Source organism: Stieleria bergensis (genome assembly GCA_007745635.1).
In the GTDB taxonomy this organism is placed as follows: Bacteria; Planctomycetota; Planctomycetia; order Pirellulales; family Pirellulaceae; genus Stieleria; species Stieleria bergensis.
In genome coordinates, this window is record CP036272.1 from 6,045,103 (window position 1) to 6,067,620 (window position 22,518).

A 22,518-nucleotide genomic window follows, 5' to 3' on the forward strand; every position below is an offset into this window, starting at 1 on the left:
GCTGCGTCTATCGGCGCACCATTCGCCAACAGCGGTGTATCCGCCGATTGCGAAAATCCTCTGGCACCGTCTGCTTGGAAATCTCATGACAAGCCGACAGTTCAAGCGACTGTGGATCAAACTTGAAACGACGAAAGTTGTTTGAAAAGTAAACCACTCCCCCAGGCCGAACCAACTGCAAGAGGTCTTGCAATAACGGCAGCGCATCACGCTGAACGTTCCAGTCTTGGTCAGTCTTCTTGCTACGCGAATACGTGGGCGGATCGAGCACAACCAAATCGTACTCCGCTTGCCCTATTTGGTCTTTAACAAAGCGGCCTACGTCGCGGGTGATCAACTGATGATCCCCAACGGCTCCATCATCTAGAAAGCCATTGAGCTTTAGATTGTCCTCTGCCCAGCGCGTGTAGGTGTTGGAAAGATCGACCGTTGTTGTGCTGCGTGCACCACCGTCCGCCGCATACACGGAGAACGATCCGGTGTACGCAAAGAGATTCAGAACGTCTTTGCCGGCGGATTCCTTGCGTACCATGTCGCGGGTGACGCGATGATCCAAGAACAGGCCTGTATCGATGTAGTCACTTAAGTTCACCCAGAACTTCAAACCGCCTTCCCCGACCTCCATCCGATTCCCGGTTTGGGCCACTTTTTCATGCTGCGAAAAGTTCTCTTGCCGGCCGCGACGCTTGAAGTGAATCTGATTGCTGGGCACATTCAACGCCTTGCCAGCGGTTTCGGCCATCAAGTCCAGCCAGTTGCCGTGTTGCGCTGGATCACGATCATGTGGTCGCTCAAACTCCGTGATGTGCAAATGATCTTCGTACCGATCGACCACCAATGGAATCTCGGGAATGTCTCGTTCATACAATCGAAAGCAAGTGATACCACGCTGGGTCGGCCAACGACGGAGATGCTTGGCACGCTTGGTTAGCCGACTGGTAAACAGCCCCGCCTGGTGCAGCGCTTTGTCATTGAGCTCCCCGAACGCTGCTTTACCCTCAGCATGAACAAGGGTCATCGTACTGGGCGCCTGAGCGACCTCTTGGCCAGGATTGGCGTCTGATTCATTGACCGTCGTCGCGGCCTCGTTGACCGATCGCTGTTCAACCACTGGCCGGGGGCCATGAAACTGATAATAGGTGCACGAGAACTTGCCGTCATACAGCTTACGACGGCGATCAGCTGGACGCCCTAGCAGGTCTTCAAGCTTGCGATTGCCGGTGAACACATAGTGCGACCACGTTGGCAACCGGCGCAATAAATCGGGAATCGTTTCATATAGCACCGCAGCCTCATCGCTACGCCAGTCCTGTGGCTCTCCGGGGACAAAGGGCAAGCGAGTGACTAGGGAACCAAAGCGACGCTTGCTAGAGATTTGATCAAAGCGAGCATCTTGAAAGTGGACCATTTCGTCCACCCCGGCCAGCTGAGCATTTTGACGTGCATCAGCCAAACGCCGTGAATTGGTGTCAAAGCCAAGGATCCGCTCGGGGATCTCATTGAGCTGTTGCTCAACGGCTTGTTCACGCAACGTCCCAAGCAAACGCTTCGACTCGTCGGACCAAGATTCAAACGCGAACTCACGATCAACGCCAGGAGCGATCCGCGCGGCAATCATCGCGGCTTCAATAGGAATGATCCCCGCCCCACAGTAAGGATCGATCAGCGGGAATTCGGGTTTCCAATAGGTCAACTTGACCAAGGCAGCCGCTAAGGTCTGGCTGAGAATCGCTTTGGAATGATGGCTTTGGTAGCCGCGCTGCGAGAGTGGTTGGCCGGAGGTATCGAGCGTCAACAACGCTTGATCATTCTGCAGGGCAAGATCGACGTGGTAGCGCCCACCGGTCTCCGGCAGTTCCCCGACAAAATGGTCACGTTGCAAAGCCTGAGCAATCGCTTTCTTGACCGAACGCTGCAGTGCCGGCGCGCTGGTCAGTTGCGACTTGTAGGACCGCGCACTGACAGGAAACTGACCGGCAGCTGGGATCAATTCTCCCCAAGGCAAATCCTTTGTCTGTTCAAATAACGCATCAAAGTCAGCAGCGTTAAATTCAGCCACGCGAATCACAATTCGCTGGGCACATCGCAAGTGCAGGTTCGTCAGCGCGATCTCGGGCAGCCCGCCGCGGAAGGCAACGCGCCCGGCGCTGGCTGCGTCAGCCCCTAAGCTGGAATCGATCTGTAGGTCGGCAAGTTCGCGCTGAACGACCTTTTCCAGACCAAAGCCGCACATGGCGATTAAGTCTTGGGACATCAAAGGATACCTAACGGCTAAGTGGCTCGGTCAGTCATCGACTGAAGACAATTCAGTAGTGTAGATGACTTTGGACCCGGCAAGCAGTGCAGAAGCCCCAGCGTTGGTAGCAGCCCCCAGCCTTGGTAGAAGCCCCAGCCTTGGTAGCAGCCCCAGCGTTGGTAGCAGCCCCAGCGTTGGTAGCAGCCCCAGCGTTGGTAGCAGCCCCAGCGTTGGTAGCAGCCCCCAGCGTTGGTAGCAGGCCCAGCGGGCTCGAATTGGTCTCAGCCGCTCTGGTTTGCCAACGCGGTCCGGTTTGTCCAGAATGCTGGACGATCCGGGGCTTGCACAAGTGTTGCCAAGCCTTGCCGGCAACGGAATCCAACGGCCGCCGCACCGGAAGAAGACACGGCCTGCAGCGGCGACGTCTTTTTGAGGGGGATCTATCGGAACGGGGTGTCTTGCGAGTACACTATTCGGGCAGCCAGGCCCGTTTCCAATGCTTGACAACAACAAGACTTCTGCCGGACGGCCTCTGCACCACCCTCCTGTTCCCTCCCTCCTGCCTAGAACACTTTTGCTCGGGAATCGCATGACTGGATCATCAAAAGCAGCCTCCAAAGGAGTCTGGATCATCAGCGGCCTGGTTGTGCTGCTGCTGATTTTGCACCAAGACAACTGGAACTGGGAAAGTGACACCTTGGTCTTTGGCTTCATGCCGATTGGATTGTTTTGGCATGCCTGCATTTCGCTTGGCGCCAGCCTGACCTGGGCTTTAGCCACCTTCATCGCCTGGCCCTTCGGAGACGATGGTCAAGCCTTCCAGGAAAACAACCAGCAGGAGGCGGGAAAATGAACGATCTACAACCCGGCTTGCCACAGCTCATCATCATCTTGGGCTACTTGGCGATTTTGCTGCTGCTAGGACTCTCCAGCAGCCTGCTGTTCAAAGGCACCAAGAAAGACTTCCAAGTCGCCAGTCATTCGATTGGCCCGTTCTTTCTGTTGATGAGCCTGTTTGGAACCACCATGACCGCGTTTGCCCTGGTCGGCAGCAGCGGGGAAGCCTTCAAGGAAGGCATTGGTGTTTACGGGATGTTAGCCAGTAGCAGTGGGATCATTCACTCGCTGTGTTTCTTTGTCATCGGTGTCAAAGTCTGGAAGATTGCCCGTAACAACGGCTACACCACTCAGATTGAATTCTTCCGTGACCGCCTGGATAACGATTTCATTGGCCTGCTGCTGTTCCCGATCTTGGTCGGCCTGGTCATTCCCTATCTCTTGATCGGTGTGATGGCCAGTGGAACAGTGATCCAGTCACTGACTGCGGGCCTGTCACCGGAATGGTTTGAGGCCACCAAGCCAGACGGCACCATCATCAAAGCACTGAACGGTGGCGTGCCACCTTACTTGGGTTCGCTGATGGTGTGCATTGTGGTTTTGGTGTACGTGTTCTTTGGTGGGATGCGAGGGACCACTTGGGCCAATACGCTGCAAACCATGGTCTTCATGGTCCTAGGTTTAGTCACCTTTGTTGTGATTGCGATGAAACTTGGTGGCACCGAAAGCTTGTTCGAAAACCTGAAGGTACTCGGTGAATCAATCCCCGACGACAAAGCCACTCGGTCTGAAATGAGCAAGACCAAGTTCTTTACGTACTTGCTGATTCCATTATCAGTCGGCATGTTTCCACACCTCTTCCAGCACTGGATGACCGCCAAGAGCTCAAGCTCGTTCAAGGTGCCCGTCATTTGCCACCCACTGTTCATCATGATTGTCTGGGTGCCCTGCGTGCTGGTCGGCGTCTGGGCGACAGGGGATACCATCAACATCCCTCCAACCTTATCGCCCAACGCATTGCTCCCATTCTTGGTCAAAAAACTGACCAGTCCCATCCTGGCGGGCTTCCTGGCAGCAGGGATTTTGGCGGCGATCATGAGTAGTTTGGACAGCCAGTTCCTTTGCATTGGGACGATGTTCACCAACGACATTGTGACGCACTACAAGGGCAAAGAAAATGTTTCCGATCGACAAACGGTCCTGTACACCCGTAGCTTCATCATCGGCATTGTGGCCGTGACATACGTTCTAAGCCTGTTTGATCCCAAGAGCGTCTTTGCACTCGGTGTCTGGTGCTTCAGTGGCTTTAGTGCGTTGTTTCCAATCGTGTTAGCAGCGCTGTATTGGCGTGGGCTAAGTGCGATGGGAGCGATTGCTGGCGTCTTGGCTGCCATCGCAAGCTGGTCCTACATGTTCTATCAAGCATTACAGTCGGACACGCTGCGAACCTATGTTCTGGATCTGCCGATCGGCGAAGAAACGTATGACGTCATGCCCGTGGTCGGAATGCTTGGCAGTAGCTTGATTGCGATGGTCGTCGTGTCATTGATCACGCCCAAACCCAAGCCAGAAACCTTGGCCAAGTTTTTCCCAGCCCAATAGACGCCGGGGAAGGCAATTGATTTCGCGCGGCCCCATCAACAACACCCTCCCGCTTGCGGGAGAGTTCAGGCAGCGAATGGTCAACGGTTGCATTCAGCAAAACCCTCCCGTTTGCGGGAGAGTCGGCCGGTTGGCGGTGGTGGCGCGGTGATGAGTGCGCAAATTTGCAAGGCGGCGGCAATGATTGTCTCAATGGCCGGCCGGGGAGGGCTGCGTTGTGGCTGCCTGCCGTTGGCGTTGCCCTGTGTTTTTGGTGCGTGCAAGCACGGCCCCCTACTGTTTTGCCATCAGCCGTTTGGGCGTTGGACTGCCCCAAAAACCGGGCCACCGGCTCGCAGGTGGCGATTGGACTTTACGTTCGCCTCCAGAACGTGGGAAACACCAGCACCAAGACGCTGAACACTTCCACTCGGCCGAGCAACATCAGCCACACAAATAACGCTTTGGCCCCTTGGCTGAATTCCGCGTAATTCCTTGTCGGCCCAACAACGCCAAGGCCGGGACCAATGTTGTTTAGCGTTGCTGCAACGGCACTCGCACAATCCAACAGCTTCTCATCCGTCGTCCCCTTGCTGATGGCCACCGTCTGATTGCCCTCTGGGTCAACGGAAACCACTTCTGAATAACCCCAGGTCTCGTTGGGCTCAAACGCAACCAAGCCCATCCACGACGCGATGAAGATCCCCAAGATCAAGCAAAAATAAACCATGATCCCGCTAAGCATTGCCGGGTCATCGGCCGTCGTCTGCCCCAACCGAATCGGCCGCACCACGCGAGGCCGATAAGACAGTTCGATTTCACGGCGAAGGATCTTGAAGAACAGCACATGACGAATCACCTTCAAACCGCCACCGGTACTGCCAGCACAACCACCGACGAACATCAACACCAACAAGACGCCCCGAGCGAAGTTGTTCCATGTATCAAAGTCTGCGGTGCCATATCCAGTGGTCGTAATCACCGAGACCACTTGAAACAACGCATTGCGGAAACCTTGACCCGGCGGATCGAAACCGGGATCGTCATGCCGAATGCCGTAAAACAAAATCCCTAAGGTCACGACCAGGATGATGCCTAAGAACGTTTGAAACTCGGCATCGTTGAGCAGGCGCTTCAAACCACCGACCATGGTCAAATACAACAGCGTGAAGTTCGTTCCGGCCAGGATCATGAACACAATGGTGATGTATTCAATCGAAGGACTTTCGAATGCACCGAGTGAACGGTTGTAAGTGCTAAAACCTCCGGTGGCCATCGTTCCAAAAGCATGGCAGAGCCCATCAAACAAGGTCATGCCAAACAGCATGTAGATCACCGTCAGGATCACATTCAGCCCACAATAGATCCCCGCAAACAGCAACGCAGTGTGTTGCATCCGAGGCTGACTGCCCTCCTTACTTGGGCCCGGCATCTCCGCGCGAGCCATCGCCTTCCCTGCCGATCCTTGACCAAGAATCGCCACAAACAGAACCACGATGCCCAGCCCACCAAGAAAGTGCGTGAAGCTACGCCAGAATAAAATGCAATGCGGCACGTCTGCAGGTGTTTCCAAATCCGTCAGCACCGTTGCCCCAGTGGTGCTAAACCCCGCCTGGGATTCGAACATCGCTTCGATGAAGGTCATGGGCTGATCAGGCGCAATCTTGGTTTCAGAAAGATAATAGGGCAGCGCACCAAGCACGGTTGCCAACACCCAACTGAGACCGACGATCGCCATCGCCTCTTTACGAAACAGCTGGGCTCCACGGCTGCCGCGACCAAAGATCAACATTGCAATGCCGATGACAAAACTGATGCCGGTCCCCAGCAACAGCCCTTGAATGCCACCGTACTCAGGCGACTCAGCCGCTGGCAAGAACGTCCGATTGGCAAAGATGGGAAACCCGAACGGCAAACTAAACAACATTGACGTACCAACCAACAGGCACACCATCCCCAACACTCGGCTCAGCAATCGAATGTTCACAGTCAAATCATCCAGGCAATGGGAAAATCAAGAGTTGGGCGGATTGTAATCTTAGCAAGCGATGTGTTATCAGCCCTAAACCAATCTTGCTTCGCGAAGTCGAGGGCTGACGCCACGCTTTGGTTTCAGCCCTGCGTCCCGCCAGCGTCCACGGCAACGCGTTGCCTGGCGTCCTTGGAACGCCCACGCGACGGGCGATCCAATGTTGCTGGCCCGCTTTCTAAAACCACTTCGCATGAATTGGCATCTGATTTGCAATTTGAGACGCTGCACCTTGAACGATTCGCGGTCTAGACCGTTGCCGTTCAGGGTCAGCTGAGCGTTCCTTTCCTCAGGGGATTGCCCAGATTCTGGCGGATCGGTACTGGAGGCGGTATCGATTCGCTGCTTTTCTTTTCTGCCGGCAAGTCCAGTAAACACGAGGAATCATAGCTTTTTCCCAGTCGAAAACCGGGAAAAACCGGCTCGCGAGAAAACTTTCACAGCCCGTCTGCCAATCTCAATCTGCCTCGTCCCCAAGTCGCTGGCGGACTACACTAAGAAGTGGTGTTCGCAGCGCTGCCAAATCAGGCAATGTGTTGCATTTTGCTCGAACGAAATTGCACCACACCTGACTTCCCGGGCTACCGCCGAGCAAAAACATTCAAACGTTGCCGCCATCTACTTTCCAGTCACGCGGGTTTGTCGGTCTGCCTCGGACATCGCACTCGGCTGATGTTTCCAGCTCAATTCACTTTTTCTAACAAGCTCTGGTTTGATGTGCGGTCGGTACAACCTGAACACTCCTGCAGCTCAATGGACTCAAGCGTTGCTGCCTCTGTGGACCGATCAAGAACGAACCGGACGCATTGACGAGCTATCGATTCATTCACGATACAACGTCGCCCCCGGGCAACCGATTGCCTGTGTGCGATCGCAACCGGGCAGCGAGAAACGTGACCTGGCGATGCTGCACTGGGGACTGATCCCTCACTGGGCGACGGATGCTGCGATCGGTTACCGAATGATCAATGCTCGCAGTGAAACGGTGGCGGAGAAAAACGCCTTCAAGTCGGCTCTGAAAACACAACGTTGTTTGATTCCCGCCGATGGCTATTTCGAATGGGTCAAAACGGATCACGGCAAGCAACCGTATTGGATTCGCGATCCGTCCGGCCAGCTGCTCGTCATGGCTGGTCTGTGGCAGCGGAATGAGCACGTCGCGGATCAACCCGTTGAATCGGCGACCGTCCTGACCACCAACGCGGGTCCGGCCACGGCTGAAATCCATGACCGCATGCCAGTCTTTTTGACCGAGGCCCAAGCACAACTTTGGCTTGACCAAGAAGTCCAAGATGCCAGCGCTCTCAAACCGCTGTACAATGCCTGCCAAGCAATGGAATTCTCCGTCGATCCGGTTTCAACCTACGTGAGTCGTTCCCAAAACGAAGGTCCACGTTGCATCGAAATCGAAAAGCCACTTCAGCAGGGCGAGCTGTTTTAGTCACGTTGGTGAGCAACCTTCCTTCGCAGCCAGTCACCTGATGGGCGATCAACAGAGCAGGGCATGAAACAACACGGTCGATCGATTCGAGTGAAGATGTTAGTGCCGTTGGTGGGCACGGCGGCAATCGCTTCATTGCTGGTCGCCATGGCCTCCTGGTCGTACGGTCGCCGGCAAGCTCAGCAAGCGATGCTAGAACGCATTGAATCGATTCGCGCTGCCTTCTCTTCGACTCCCATCCCCCTGACTTCTTCGGCGCTCAATTCACTTTCACAGCTGACCTCGACCCAGTGGATTGCTTTGTCGACCAACGGGGACATTGCGCGCTCCACCCTAGCGGTCTCAGAAGATGACATCGCACAGTTACAACAACTTCCAGCGCGATCACTAAGCGTTGACCAGGCTCGGCGAGATGTCACCCAAGCGGTCGAACTGGAACTGGGCAACGAAGCCTACTTTGCCTACGCTCTGGGACGTCCATCCAGCGATGTGGTGCGTGATGGGATTGCTCGTGTGATTGTGTTGTTTGAACGCCGATCGGTCCAGGCGTCCGCACGACAAACGGCGATCACACCATTAGCCACTGGCCTGTCAACGATTCTGCTGATCGTGACAACAACCTGGCTGATCATGTCCCGACTCGTCAAGCGGATCACGGTGTTGCAAGAACAAGTCGATCGTGTTGCGGCCGGAGACTTTTCATCCCAGCTCACGGAAAACAGCCCCGATGAACTGGGACAACTGTCGATTGCAATCAATCAGATGACCATTCAGTTGGACCAACTGTGGAAAGAAGTCAAACGCGATCAACGGGCCAAGTTGCTGCATCAAGTCGCCAGCGGCATGGCACACCAATTGCGCAACACGCTGACTGGCGCACGCATGGCCATCGAACTGCATCAAGCCGCTTGCCAAAGCGGCGGCAAAGAAGCGGGTGTTGCGATCAACCAACTGGAGATCGCTGAAGACTATGTCAGCCGGTTACTCTCTTTGGGAACACAAGACCAACAGGTTGACCAACAAGCCCCCGCTGGGAAATGCCTCTTCGACCTTCAGGCCAGCCACCAATCCATTGCACAGCACCTGAAACGAACACTTCGCTGGCAACTTGACCAGCGTTTAGAACATTATCTGATCAAAGACGAACGATCACTCAATGCCGCGGTCTCCAACTTAGTGCTCAATGCTCTCGCCGAAGCCGATGAAGTCACTGTGCGAGCAAAGGTCGCCACCCTGGAAACCGGGCCAGAGGCTTCATCAACCACTGCTCCCTGCGTTGCGGAACTGGTCGTCGATGTCGTTGATAATGGTGCCGGTGTCGATCCAGAAGTCGCCGAACAAGTTTTTGAAGCCTTCGTCACCACGAAACCAGAAGGCATGGGACTGGGGCTTGCCGTAGTCAAGCGGTCGGCCGAGCGTCTCGGCGGCAGCGTCACATGGGTTCGTGAAGATCAGCTCACTCGGTTTACCTTAACCCTTCCCGCCATCGAATCGCCGTCCGCTGGAGAGCGACCGTGAACCAAGACCCCAAACACAATCCTGCCTCGGAAACCAAGCCAGTGGACGAACAGTATCGCGTGCTGGTGATCGATGATGAACCATCAATCTGCTGGGCTTTTGAAACCTTGTTTGCCTCCCAAGGCCATCAGGTCGTCACCGCATCCAGCGCCGAAGAGGGATTTCAATTAGCCTGCCAGACACCGCCAGACCTTGTTCTTCTGGATGTTCGTCTCCCCGGCCAGAGCGGTCTGGAGTTGCTACCGAAACTAAAACAACAGATCGGCAACTGCCCCGTGATCGTGATGACCGCCTTCGGTGACTTAGAAACCGCCGTCGCAGCCGTCAAACGAGGCGCCACGGATTACTTAACCAAACCCTTTGAACTCCAGCAAGTCAAACAAGTTTGCGACGCGGCGTTACGCTCTAGTTTTGACGCCGAACTGAAAAAGCCAACCATTGATCGCAGCCAGCGGGGAAAACTGATTGGCCAGTCTGCTGCCATGCAACAGGTTTTTCGGCAGATCGCCTTGGTTGCCCAAAGCGACCTCTCCGTCCTGATCACTGGAGAAACCGGGACAGGTAAAGAGCTTGTCGCTTCAGCGATTCATCTGCACTCCCATCGCGCACAGGCACCTTACCTCCCCATCGCACCGGTTGCCCTCAATCCAGAGCTGATCGAGAGTGAACTGTTTGGACACATCCGAGGTGCATTCACAGGCGCCGAAACGGATCGCGTGGGCCTGTTTGAAATGGCTCATGGTGGCACGGTCATGCTGGATGAAATCGGTGACCTACCAATGAACATCCAGGTCAAATTATTGCGAGTGCTAGAGCATGGGGAATTCATGCGAGTTGGCGACACCGAGACACGGCACGCCGATGTTCGCGTGTTAGCGGCCACCAATTGCGACCTTCGCAAGGCGATGGCCGAAGGAAAATTCCGCGAAGACTTGTACTATCGACTCTCTGGTTTGCAGATCCACCTGCCCCCGCTACGCGGGCGCAAAGACGATCTGAACATGCTCGCCAGACACTTCTTTTCGCAAGTCTCTCAAGCCGATCCGCAACAAGCCATGGATGATGACCTGTGTTCGCAGCTCGCTGAACGAAACTGGCAAGGCAATATTCGCGAACTTCGCAATGCTGTCGAACACGCTGCCGTGGTCTCGCGAGGCCGAACCATGACGCTCCAGGACTTCCCCGATCCAATGGACGAAACCATTGGCGATGAAGAAACATCGGGCACTCTGGATGATGTCGTCAACCAGTGGATTGACTCTTTGCTGGCTGATGACGAAACCGCTGATTTACAGTCACAACTGATTCGCAGGTTCGAGCCGCTGCTGATTAAGAAAGTGCTCATCAGCACCAAAGGCAATCGTGCTGCCGCAGCGGAGCGACTGGGGATTCACCGCGGAACATTGCGTGAAAAGCTCCGCAGTTACCAAATGGACAACGATTGATTCAGGGCGTCCGTTCGTCCTGTCAATCAGGACTTTCCTCTTAGCTGACGCTGCCACTTGTCGCTGGAATCACCAATCGTTGACGCACATCCATCACTTGTTGCAAATGGAGTTCGCTCGCCTCCGCGTCGTTGTCGCGTGCTGAATTCATCAAGTCCAGCGCCGGCCCGGTAAACTCCGGGAAACCGACTGTACCTCCGGAACCTTTTAACCAATGCGCTTCGTTGCCAAGCTCTTCCAGCTGATCCTGCTGGAGAAACTGGTGCATCCCTTCCAATCGCCCACCAAGACGTTCAAGGAAACCACTGACAATCTCAAGGTACTCGGGATCATCCAACGGCAACTGACAGTGAATCGGTGTCTGATCCTCCTGTTCCACCGGAGCACTCGCATCGGCAGAGTTTTCATCGGCAGAGCGAGCCATTGCAGCCATTGCCGAAAGCCCTTCTAGCCAAGTGGATTGCTGAGGAGCCTGATCGCTTGGTGGCTCGGGCTGTGAAACGGTCTCTTCGGAAGGGCTGATCTGCGGACGCACAATCTTGCTGCGAATGTCTTGTAGCTCATGCAAAACGGCAAGCGCGTCGTCAACGTTTTCGCCCTGAGCAGCCGCTTCTAAGTCGCAGGCCACGTCGGTCAGGACTTGGAAGCCGACGGTTCCTCCGGAGCCTCGTAACCAGTGTGCTTCTGCGCGAACGTGCTCAAAGTCTTCGCCTTGCAGGGCTTCTTCAATCCCATCGAGTCGGCCCTCTAAACGCTCGACGAAATCCGACACAATCCGGCGCAGGTTTTCGTCATCGGTTGGCAACGTGGTGTGAATCGATTCAGCAGAATCCAACCGCGTGACAGGTGTTTTCTGTTCATCGGTTTCATTGACGGGTGCCAGTGTTGGAATGATCTCTGTCAGATCTTCTGAATCGGCCTCGCCTAAGTAATGTCGGCTGGTGGCGAGCAGTTCATCAAGGTCAACAGGCTTCGGCAAAAATCCATCACACCCCGCCTGCAAACATCGCTCCCGGTCACCCTTCATCACGTTTCCAGTCAGGGCAACAATCGGCAGATGGTACCCTTCGTCCCGCAAGACCTGCGTGGCGGACAAACCGTCCAAGACAGGCATCTGAACGTCCATGTAAACCAAATCGAAATCCTCTTTTCGAATCGCGTCCACCGCCTGTTGACCATCCGAGACGGTTTGAACTTGTGCACCAGCCCGCCTCAAGACCAAGTCGATCAAATTGCGATTCGCTTCACCATCATCAACAACAAGGATGCGTTTGTTGGGAATACGCTGCAGCTTGCCAGATTCTTTGGGAGCATAATGATCGACCAAGTTACCCTTGATCAGATCTGCCGGCGTCCAAAGATCTTGTTCAGTCACTGTAACCGGCAGGCGAATGGTGAAGGTACTGCCAACGCCAATCTCACTATGAACGTCGATCGTTCCATGCATCGCCTCAGCCAATCGCCGGCTGATCGAAAGCCCCAACCCGGTGCCACCAAAACGACGTGTGGTTGAACTGTCCGCTTGTATGAAAGCGTTGAACACCTTGGTTTGCGCTTCTTCGGTCATCCCGATGCCAGTGTCTTTTACATGCACCAGCAACTCGTGAGTGTAGCGTCCAGCATCCGCATTTCCCAAATCGCCTGAATACGGTAGGCACTCGACTTGAACACAAACGCCACCGCGTTCGGTAAACTTGATCGCGTTTCCAATCAGGTTGATCAGAACCTGTTTAAGCCGCATGGGATCGGTGTGAATCACGGACGGGATATCCGTCCGGCAATGAATGTTGAGATCAATCCCTTTCTCTTTCGCACGCCCCGTCTGAACACTTGCCGAGTCTTTGATCACATCGATCACAGCCGTGGGGATCGATTCGACGTGCATATGACCCGCTTCGATTTTGGACAGATCCAACACATCGTTGATCAAATCCAGCAGGTGTGCCCCACTGCGGTGAATCATATTCAGATGATCGAGCATTTCAGCCGAATCACTGACCAAACCACGTCGCAGTACATCGGTGAATCCTAAAACGGCATTCAACGGTGTACGGATCTCATGACTCATATTGGCCAAAAATGCGCTCTTTGCGTCATTGGCGTCTTTCGCGATCCCCAAAGCAACCGCGAGCCGAGCTTTATTTTCTTCGAACTCAGAAATATCATCCAACGTGGCCATCACACCCTGACCATGCAGCGGATTGCAATTGACCGTGAACGTGTGAACTTTGCCTGTCGGGGCGCGCAGCTTTAAAATCCGCTCGGTCACAGCCTGCTGTGAGACCATGGCTTCAGCCCACGGCCAGGATTCGCCCTGATCAGCAATCTCGAAACCAAGTGAGTCAATGTTCTTCCCGAACAACTCGTCGGGATCCTTCCCTAAAACATCACCAAGCTGTCGGTTGGCGATCAACACCCGCTGCTGATCGTCCATCAACACCAAACCTTCCGCGAATGTATCCATGAACGAACGAACATTTTCAGGGACAGCCCCCTTGGGGTTCAGGGCTGCAACCATCCGCCGCAAAAAGACCGAAACTTGAATGAAGCACAGCGGAATGACAAACGCCAACACACCCCAAATTTCATAGCGCGCAATGCCTAGCTCCGTGTCCAGCGGTGTAAAGGCAATTTGCAAGGACCCAAAGTCTTCGCCCGCACGCAGAATTGGCACGGCCAAGTTGGATTCAATGTCAACCTGATCTTCAGACCAATATTGGTCATGGTCGCTGGTTTCAAATCGCGTCCGCCCGAGACGGTCGATGAATCGAATGCTGCGAACGTGCTGGTTACTGACCGCAAGCGCCCGCACCGAGGCTTGAAAACCGTCGATATCACCTTGTTCAACCAGGGCGGTGCCAGTCACTGCAATCGTCTCTGCAATGCCGATACGGCCTTGCTGAACATGACCACGACTGTGTGGAACCAAACCAATCCAATCAGCGAGTAGAATCCCGCCTGCAACAATACAGGTAATGGTCAGCGCCAACCGGAAACGGATAGGAATAAACGTGTATAACTTTAACATGGCAGCTGAATAGTGGTTAAACAACGCTCTCGCCGGAGCCGTAGAGTTTCTCTTTCTGATCTTTGAAGACATCTTCAAGCGATTCGGTATCCTGATCACGCAGTCCCTGAATCAGCAGCAATGGATCCATTGACGACCAGATCGGTCGCTGCTGTAACACCCCCAGCAAGAGCACACTGTTGCGGAGCCAACTCACGATGGCGAACGCAATCCCTCCCGTCGCCGCTCCAAAGGATCCCGCCAAGATCTGACGGTTTCGCAAAATGGTGGAAAGATGAGATTCGCTGTAATTAAGTTGTTCCCAAATGTGCCGGTTCACTTCGGCAAAGTTGTAGTGTGCCCAGTCAATGGAATCTGCAACCGATTCCGCCACCTCGGTATACAAACTGACGCTCGACTGGTTATGCGACTGCTCAGTCAACAATGGTTTGAGACTGTGGACACGCACATCGATTTCATGGCCATTGGCGCCTTGCCGGATCGAATCACTCGCATAGGCGAACACTAACAAACTCGATTCAAACTGCTCGTCACCGCTTTCTTCGATCGCCTGCTCCCCGACAAGGCTCGAATCGTCCAGCTTGCTCGCACCATGGCCCTTGAGCTGATCCAGATCAGATTGCGATAAACCCTCATCATTTGCATCGGCCGTTCCCGGGCCTCCTGATGAACCTGGCTGTGAGGTTCCAGTCCCACCACCCTCATCCGGTGGCAGCGTGGTGTCGATTGGAGGAGCAATGACGATTGTAACGGTGGCTGCGTCACTGATAAATTCACCGTCGAAGGCCACCCAGCTAAACGACACCTCGCCAAAGAAGCCTGTGCGAGGGGTAAAGACAAAGCTTCCATCGGGCTGTACCTCCAGTGTGCCCGAACTAGGCGTGGAAACCACGATCGCTTCCAACTCGTCACCATCGATATCAAAGGCTTGCTGCTGAAAGAACTCGGCAGCGGCGTCTAAGGATTCACCAAACCGAATCTCAAAACCTAAATCTTGAAGCTCTGGCGGATCATTGATGTTGTCGATCAAAGGTGACTCGGCAGATCGAAGCACTTCGCGTGTCCCCTGCAAGTCAACATATTCGACCTGCACTGAGACTCTTTGCGCAACATCGTCAATCGTCAATGCATACGCTTGCTGGTCTGCCCCGCTTATGGCCACGCCGTCCTTGAACCACTGATACTGATACGCACTTGGAAGGCCATCTGGATCAACCAATCCACTGAGATCCGCATACAGCACCTCCTCTTCAAGGAATGTCCCGACCATGACTGGCACCCCAGTGGGATCATCATTGACACCCTGAACCGGATCAGTTGGCTGAGAAAGCGTGACAGAAGAACCACCACGATCATCGACGAAACTAACCAGAACCGTGATGTTCTTGCCAAAGTCCGCATCGGTTGGCGTGTAGGTCGCTTCTGTCGCGCCGTCAATCACTAACCCATCACGGTACCACTGATAAGAAAACACCGCATTCTCCATACCATCAGCATCTGCAATCCCTGCAAGATCTAATGACAGTTGCTGGTCCTCGACTGCTTGACCAACAATCACCGGTTGCCCCGTGACGGAGTCGTCAAGGTTCTTCACCGGACCGGTAAGAACGGACGTCCGCGTATACTCCATGCCTCGATCATCAGTGAAGGTCACCGAAACGCTGATTTGTGCATCGACGTCGATATCCGACAAGAGCAATTGATCGGTGGTGCCTCCAGAGATTGCAACCTGGTCACGATACCATTGATAGCTGAAACTCACATTGCTCAAACCATCTGCGTCAGTGATTTGACTGGTATCAACACCCAGCCATTGATCTTCAATCGCCACCCCATTGATCAATGGCAATCCCACTGCGTCGTCATCAACGTTGGCCACCACATCGGTCGCCACAGACATCAGATTCGCCACCGTCCCCCGATCATCGGTGTACTCAACCTCAACCGTGATCACCGAATCGACATCCTCGTCACCCAAGGTGTAAGCATCGCTTGTCTCACCGAACACCAGCACACCATCTCGGTACCATTGGTAACCAAAGACAGCATGCTCAATCCCATCGGCGTCCTGAATCAAACCCGTGTCAACATGCAGCACTTGATCTTCAATCGCCAACCCAACAATCATGGGTAACCCTGTCGGAGCATCATCGACATTCTGAACGACCGGCGAGCGTTCGCTGGTCAATACATAACTGGTTCCCTGATCATCACTAAATCCAACCTCAACGTGAATCTGGTTGCCAACGTCGGCATCGCCCAGCGTGAACTGATCCGAAGTTGCATCGACAATCACCGAACCATCACGAAACCACTGATAACTAAACAGAGACGTCGCCAGGCCGTCCATGTCGCTCAAATCACTCAAATCAACACTGAGTGCCCGATCCTCAATCGCCGTCCCGATGATCACCGGCAATCCAATCGGAGCATCATCCACATTCACAACCGCAGTTGTCGCAACGGACTGCAAAACATTCACGCCGCCGCGATCATCGGTGAAGCTGACTTCGACATGGATCTCCGCATCCACATCGGCATCACCCAGTGTGTATTGATCAGCCGTCGCGCCAACAACTGCCGCTCCATCGCGATACCATTGATAGCTAAACACTGACGTCGCCATGCCATCAACATCACTGATCCCATTGAGATCCACACCTAATGTTTGATCTTCGGTGGAAACGCCCGCGATCGCAGGCAAGCCAATCGGAGCATCATCGACATTCACGACCGCAGTTGTCGCCAACGATTGCAGTACATTCACACCGCCGCGATCATCCGTGAAGCTGACTTCCACATGGATCTCCGCATCCACATCGGCATCGCCCAGTGTGTATTGATCAGCCGTCGCGCCGACGATTGTCGCTCCATCGCGGTACCATTGATAGGTGAATACCGACGTTGTCATGCCATCAACATCACTGATCCCGCCCAGATCCACACCTAATGTTTGATCTTCGGTGGCAATACCCGTGATCACAGGCAATCCCACGGGTGCATCATCCACATTCACAACCGCAGTTGTCGCCAATGATTGCAATGCATTCACACCGCCGCGATCATCGGTGAAGCTGACTTCCACATGGATTTCCGCCTCTACATCGGCATCGCCCAGCGTGTATTGATCAGCTGTCGCACCGACGATTACCGCTCCATCGCGATACCATTGATAGCTAAACACTGAAGTCGCCATGCCATCAACATCACTGATCCCGCCCAGATCCACACCTAATGTTTGATCCTCAGTCACAACGCCCGTGATTAAAGGCAGTCCCACAGGTGCGTCATCGACATTCACGACCGCAGTTGTTGCCAATGATTGCAATGCATTCACACCGCCGCGATCATCGGTGAAGCTGACGTCAACATGGATTTCCGCATCCACATCGGCATCGCCCAGTGTGTATTGATCAGCCGTCGCGCCGACAATCACCGCACCATCGCGGTACCATTGATAGCTAAACACTGATGTCGTCATGCCATCAACATCACTGACCCCATTGAGATCCACATCTAATGTTTGATCTTCAGTCGCAATACCCGTGATCACAGGCAAGCCAATCGGAGCATCATCGACATTCACGACCGCAGTTGTTGCAACGGACTGCAAAACATTCACACCGCCGCGATCGTCTGCGAAGCTAACTTCCACATGGATTTCCGCCTCCACATCGGCGTCGCCCAGTGTGTATTGATCAGCCGTCGCGCCGACGATTGTCGCTCCATCGCGGTACCATTGATAGGTGAATACTGAAGTCGCCATGCCATCGACATCACTGATCCCATTGAGTTCCACACCCAACGTTTGATCTTCAGTTGCAACGCCCGTGATTAAAGGCAGTCCCAAAGGTGCATCGTCCACATTCACGACCGCAGTTGTTGCCAACGACTGCAAGACATTCACGCCGCCGCGATCATCGGTGAAGCTGACCTCAACATGGATTTCCGCCTCCACATCGGCGTCGCCCAGTGTGTATTGATCAGACGTCGCGCCAACAACTGCCGCTCCATCGCGATACCATTGATAGGTGAATACCGACGTTGTCATGCCATCGATATCACTGATCCCATTGAGGTCCACACCCAGCGTTTGATCTTCGGTGGCAACGCCCGTGATTAAAGGCAGTCCCACGGGTGCATCGTCCACATTCACGACCGCAGTTGTTGCAACGGACTGCAAAACATTCACGCCGCCGCGATCATCGGTGAAGCTGACCTCAACATGGATTCCAGCATCCACATCGGCATCGCCCAGCGTGTATTGATCAGCCGTCGCACCAACAACTGCCGCTCCATCGCGATACCACTGGTAAGTGAATACAGACGTCGCCATGCCATCGACATCACTGATCCCGCCCAGATCCACACCTAATGTTTGATCTTCGGTGGCAATACCCGTGATCACAGGCAATCCCACGGGTGCATCGTCCACATTGGCCACGGCAGTTGTCGCCAATGATTGCAAGACATTCACGCCGCCGCGATCGTCTGCGAAGCTAACTTCCACATGGATCTCCGCATCCACATCGGCATCACCCAGTGTGTATTGATCAGCCGTCGCGCCGACAATCACCGCACCATCGCGATACCACTGGTAAGTGAATACCGACGTCGCCATGCCATCGACATCACTGACCCCATTGAGATCCACACCTAATGTTTGATCTTCAGTTGCAACGCCCGTGATTAAAGGCAGTCCCACAGGTGCGTCATCGACATTCACGACCGCAGTCGTCGCCAACGATTGCAAGACATTCACGCCGCCGCGATCGTCTGCGAAGCTAACTTCCACATGGATTTCCGCCTCCACATCGGCATCACCCAGCGTGTATTGATCAGACGTCGCACCAACAACTACCGCTCCATCGCGGTACCATTGATAGGTAAACACTGAAGTCGCCATGCCATCAACATCACTGATCCCATTGAGTTCCACACCCAACGTTTGATCTTCGGTGGCAATACCCGTGATCACAGGCAATCCCACGGGTGCATCATCCACATTCACAACCGCAGTTGTCGCCAATGATTGCAATGCATTCACACCGCCGCGATCGTCTGCGAAGCTAACTTCCACATGGATCTCCGCATCCACATCGGCATCGCCCAGCGTGTATTGATCAGCCGTCGCGCCGACGATTGTCGCTCCATCGCGGTACCATTGATAGGTGAATACCGACGTCGCCATGCCATCGATATCACTGATCCCACCCAGATCCACACCTAATGTTTGATCCTCAGTTGCAACGCCTGTGATCGCAGGCAGTCCCACAGGTGCATCGTCCACATTGGCCACGGCAGTTGTTGCCAATGACTGCAGTACATTCACGCCGCCGCGATCATCGGTGAAGCTGACTTCCACATGGACTTCCGCCTCCACATCGGCATCACCCAGCGTGTATTGATCAGACGTCGCACCAACAACTGCCGCTCCATCGCGGTACCATTGATAGGTAAACACTGAAGTCGCCATGCCATCAACATCACTGATCGCGTCCAGATCCACGCTCAACACTTGATCTTCCGCCGCGGCGTGTGGAATCACAGGCAAACCGACGGCTGGTTGATTGGAACCAAGAATGACCTCAGTATCCGTCCACAGGGAGCGGCTCCCTGAGAAAATACTGACAAAGTGAACCGAAGCAGATATGTCCCTACCGGCCTGTTCATTCGTCGGTGTGAACTCGTCGGCTTGCAGAAAAAACTCGCCATCTAGATACCATTTGACGACAATGTTCGTGGCAAGTTCTGGATCGGTGACACCTGAAATATCCACCGTTGCCGCTTCACCAACCACCACTGGGCCCGAGAGTTTCACATCACCGGTAACCTCGTTCACAACATGCTCAACGGCAAGCAACTGCGAAGCCTTCACGGACTGATCGAATGAATCAAAGACAGTCAAATTGAGAAAACCGAATTCTGGCCCAACTCGATTGGTGTAATTCACCAATTCGATCTGTTCGATCGCAGCTTCATACTCTGCTGCGCTCGCTTGACCGGACAAGTCAAACGTTCGGGCGTCAGCATCCCAGGTTCCGACAATCGAATCGGTGCCCTCGAACTGTAGCCTCACGTCACTCAAAGCGTGAAAGAATGTTTCAATCACGGCCCCGCTTAGCTCACCATCATCCGTGATTTGCACATCGGGAAAGAGCACTAGCGCCGGCCCATCCTCAACAAACAAGAGGTTTGACTGGGGAGTGACGGTTAGCACAGGAGCCAGGTTATCTTCGATCAACTGCAGAGGGATGACAGCCTCAGACGAATTGCCAGCGTCGTCGGTTGTAATTGCAGAGAGATAGTTTGAACCATCAAGGCCATTCGTTGTCAGGTTAGCCACTCCGCTGTAGCTGCCAAGACCGTCCGTTGACAGTGCTTGCTGCCCTAAGAATCGTCGCAGTTGCCCCTGACTATCGGAGAGGTAAAAGTCGATGTTGTAATCAGCAGATGCCTGAGCCTGTAAAGACACATTCACCGCCAACGCACCCTGTGTATCGATGCTGGCAGAGTCAAGTTGGACCCCATTCAACAAATCGTTGGGGCCATCATCAGCGTCCAGAGGGTCATTGATGTTTCGGCCATCATTCCCAAGATCGATGGCGAGTCCAGAGAATGCCATGATCCGATTGAATCGCAACAGGTTGCTATCCGATTCGTCTTCGATCGTAATGCCATTCGATCCAGTGAAGGCAACTAAGTTTCCCGATCCCCGCTGACCGATCTGGTTAGCGTCAGAGTTCCCGCTCAGTTGAATACCGCTTTGGCCAATCGCAGCCGCTGTCGGCTGACTGGCTGCCACACCAATGCGATTCCCATGAATCTGATTGTTGCTGGCATCAATCAGGGCAATTCCATTGCCATCCATGACTCCCAGAACATTTTGCTCATCGTCGGTGCGCCCACCGATCGTATTTCCATCAGAATGAATGCGCAATCCGTCAGCTGCTATCGCCAAGTCACTGTCCGCAAGTCCAGTCGTTAACGACAAGCCACCCAGCCAGTTACCGACAATCGTATTGTTTGCGGATTCGACAACGATTCCACTGCCGCCTAGATTCATCACGGACAACCCAATCAAATAGCTGCCGTCGGATCCGGTTCCCAGCACGAGCCCGTCAATGGCCAAGTCATTGCCCTGCAAGGAAACACCTGGCATGGGCAGATCGGCATTTGCCGCGTGACCGTCGATGACGACCGAGTCAGTGATTTCAGGCAAAGCGGCTAGCAAGCTGATTTCATCGGGCTGAGCATCACCAATGTCGAACGCGATCCGATCGATTCCGGCGCTGTGATTGGCTGCAATGATCGCCTCTCGCAACGAGACCTCGCCATCGGCTCCACGATTAGCGGCCAAATCATCTCGATCAAAGGCACCAAGTCCGACGTCGTTAACATCGCTGGTTGTCGTGACGATAATCGAATCTTGCTGAATCAGATCCCACGAGACCACGGCCCCTGATCCAACGAGCGACGCCTCTACCTGAGTTCGCAGACTGCTGCTGCTGCTTTCGGTGACAGTCGTCCCCGTTAGCAACTCCATGACCTGCAAAAACGTTTGCCCTTCGAGACTGGAGGCAAAGTCCGTGTCATAGAAGTGAATCTCTCCAGCGTTGTACAGTGCATCATTCCAAGCTGCGATGGAACCCACGTATTGATTCAGCGTGACCTGATCAAGATCTTCTGAACCAAAGACAGAATTGACTCCTTCGGTCCCAGCAACAATGTGTAATGAATGAACATCGCTCCGTTCACTGAGCACTTCAGTGATCTGCGCGACCCCCGAACTGTTGTCGCTTAAAAGATAGAGATCTGCTTCAGGCGTATTGGCCGTCAGACTGGCCAACACGGCATCAAAATCGGTGACAGAAGGATCAAGAAAGACTAACACCGCGCCTGCCTGTGCGGTGTCCTCTACCGCTGGGCTGTCTCCTTCAGTCAGGCCCGCGTCCCCTTGAATGAGCAGGGGCCCGTCCAACTCTTCCGCCTCCCCCGCTTCGATCACATCAAGCGGCACAGCGCTCATCAACAAACGCTGCTCTAACCCCATCAAGCTCAGGGGTTGGCGTTGGTAAGCGGCCGTGCCCTTGCCAAGCCGACCACCACTCCGCCGCCCGGTTCGAAACCGTCGACTAAGTTTCCACGAGATGATTTGCGCAGTACTTCGTCCGAGGTAAAGCAGATGTTCTAGACGTTGATGCATAGCAAGGCGAGCCACAGAGAGAAGGCTGACAGTAGAGGCGTTGACCAAACCACCAAGACAGGGCAGGCAATCCCCGCACCTCGACAGGCGTCGTCCGCAACGTCAATATCTGCACATTTTGATTCAGATCTGCCCCCGCAAGTGAAACCCTAGGAAACGACAACAAAGCAGGTCGGGTTGGATTCTGACTGCACTTC

General features: G+C 54.2%; 9 protein-coding genes. 5 read left to right on the plus strand and 4 right to left on the minus strand.

Features of this window, described 5'->3' with window-relative positions:
• Positions 1–7: 7 nt before the first annotated feature.
• Complete coding sequence (gene rlmKL / locus SV7mr_RS21195; protein ID WP_145276460.1) at positions 8–2,254, minus strand: bifunctional 23S rRNA (guanine(2069)-N(7))-methyltransferase RlmK/23S rRNA (guanine(2445)-N(2))-methyltransferase RlmL; 2,247 nt, start codon at positions 2,252–2,254, stop codon at positions 8–10.
• A 571-nt stretch (positions 2,255–2,825) separates the two neighbouring features.
• Between rlmKL and SV7mr_RS21205 the strand changes: the two genes are divergently transcribed.
• Entirely contained in the window at positions 2,826–3,089 is a 264-nt protein-coding gene (locus SV7mr_RS21205; RefSeq protein ID WP_145276464.1) for a DUF3311 domain-containing protein, read from the plus strand.
• Positions 3,086–4,675: a sodium:solute symporter family protein gene (locus SV7mr_RS21210; RefSeq protein WP_145276467.1), complete on the plus strand. Its 1,590-nt coding sequence runs from the start codon at positions 3,086–3,088 to the stop codon at positions 4,673–4,675. Before SV7mr_RS21205 ends, SV7mr_RS21210 begins: the two co-directional genes overlap by 4 nt.
• A gap of 352 nt (positions 4,676–5,027) precedes the next feature.
• On the opposite strand, the gene SV7mr_RS21215 is transcribed toward SV7mr_RS21210, so the two are convergent.
• Positions 5,028–6,608, minus strand: a complete 1,581-nt coding sequence (locus SV7mr_RS21215; RefSeq protein ID WP_419188492.1) for a TrkH family potassium uptake protein — start codon at positions 6,606–6,608, stop codon at positions 5,028–5,030.
• A gap of 790 nt (positions 6,609–7,398) precedes the next feature.
• Between SV7mr_RS21215 and SV7mr_RS21220 the strand changes: the two genes are divergently transcribed.
• The 3 genes from SV7mr_RS21220 to SV7mr_RS21230 all read left to right on the plus strand — a co-directional run bounded on the left by SV7mr_RS21220 (position 7,399) and on the right by SV7mr_RS21230 (position 11,087).
• Entirely contained in the window at positions 7,399–8,124 is a 726-nt protein-coding gene (locus SV7mr_RS21220; protein WP_145276471.1) for an SOS response-associated peptidase, read from the plus strand.
• Positions 8,125–8,187: 63 nt separating this feature from the next.
• On the plus strand, positions 8,188–9,642 hold the full coding sequence (locus tag SV7mr_RS21225) for a sensor histidine kinase (RefSeq protein ID WP_145276473.1): 1,455 nt from the start codon (positions 8,188–8,190) through the stop codon (positions 9,640–9,642).
• A complete protein-coding gene (locus SV7mr_RS21230) occupies positions 9,639–11,087 on the plus strand; it encodes a sigma-54-dependent transcriptional regulator (protein ID WP_419187721.1) in 1,449 nt (482 codons plus the stop codon). The genes SV7mr_RS21225 and SV7mr_RS21230 overlap by 4 nt, the downstream gene beginning before the upstream one ends.
• A 40-nt stretch (positions 11,088–11,127) precedes the next feature.
• Here the strand turns inward: SV7mr_RS21230 and SV7mr_RS21235 are convergent, their stop codons facing one another.
• Positions 11,128–14,115 carry a hybrid sensor histidine kinase/response regulator gene (locus SV7mr_RS21235; protein ID WP_419187722.1) on the minus strand — a complete coding sequence of 996 codons (2,988 nt, stop codon included), beginning with the start codon at positions 14,113–14,115 and terminating at the stop codon, positions 11,128–11,130.
• 16 nt (positions 14,116–14,131) lie between these two features.
• A complete protein-coding gene (locus tag SV7mr_RS21240; protein WP_145276477.1) occupies positions 14,132–22,321 on the minus strand; it encodes a DUF4347 domain-containing protein in 8,190 nt (2,729 codons plus the stop codon).
• Positions 22,322–22,518: the final 197 nt, after the last annotated feature.

Bases quoted from the DNA above. Each gene is read 5' to 3' on its own strand.
- rlmKL (WP_145276460.1), bottom strand. From the start codon at position 2,254: ATGTCCCAAGACTTAATCGCCATGTGCGGCTTTGGTCTGGAAAAGGTC.
- SV7mr_RS21205 (WP_145276464.1), top strand. From the start codon at position 2,826: ATGACTGGATCATCAAAAGCAGCCTCCAAAGGAGTCTGGATCATCAGC.
- SV7mr_RS21210 (WP_145276467.1), top strand. From the start codon at position 3,086: ATGAACGATCTACAACCCGGCTTGCCACAGCTCATCATCATCTTGGGC.
- SV7mr_RS21215 (WP_419188492.1), bottom strand. From the start codon at position 6,608: ATGGTGTGCCTGTTGGTTGGTACGTCAATGTTGTTTAGTTTGCCGTTC.
- SV7mr_RS21220 (WP_145276471.1), top strand. From the start codon at position 7,399: ATGTGCGGTCGGTACAACCTGAACACTCCTGCAGCTCAATGGACTCAA.
- SV7mr_RS21225 (WP_145276473.1), top strand. From the start codon at position 8,188: ATGAAACAACACGGTCGATCGATTCGAGTGAAGATGTTAGTGCCGTTG.
- SV7mr_RS21235 (WP_419187722.1), bottom strand. From the start codon at position 14,115: ATGTTAAAGTTATACACGTTTATTCCTATCCGTTTCCGGTTGGCGCTG.
- SV7mr_RS21240 (WP_145276477.1), bottom strand. From the start codon at position 22,321: ATGCATCAACGTCTAGAACATCTGCTTTACCTCGGACGAAGTACTGCG.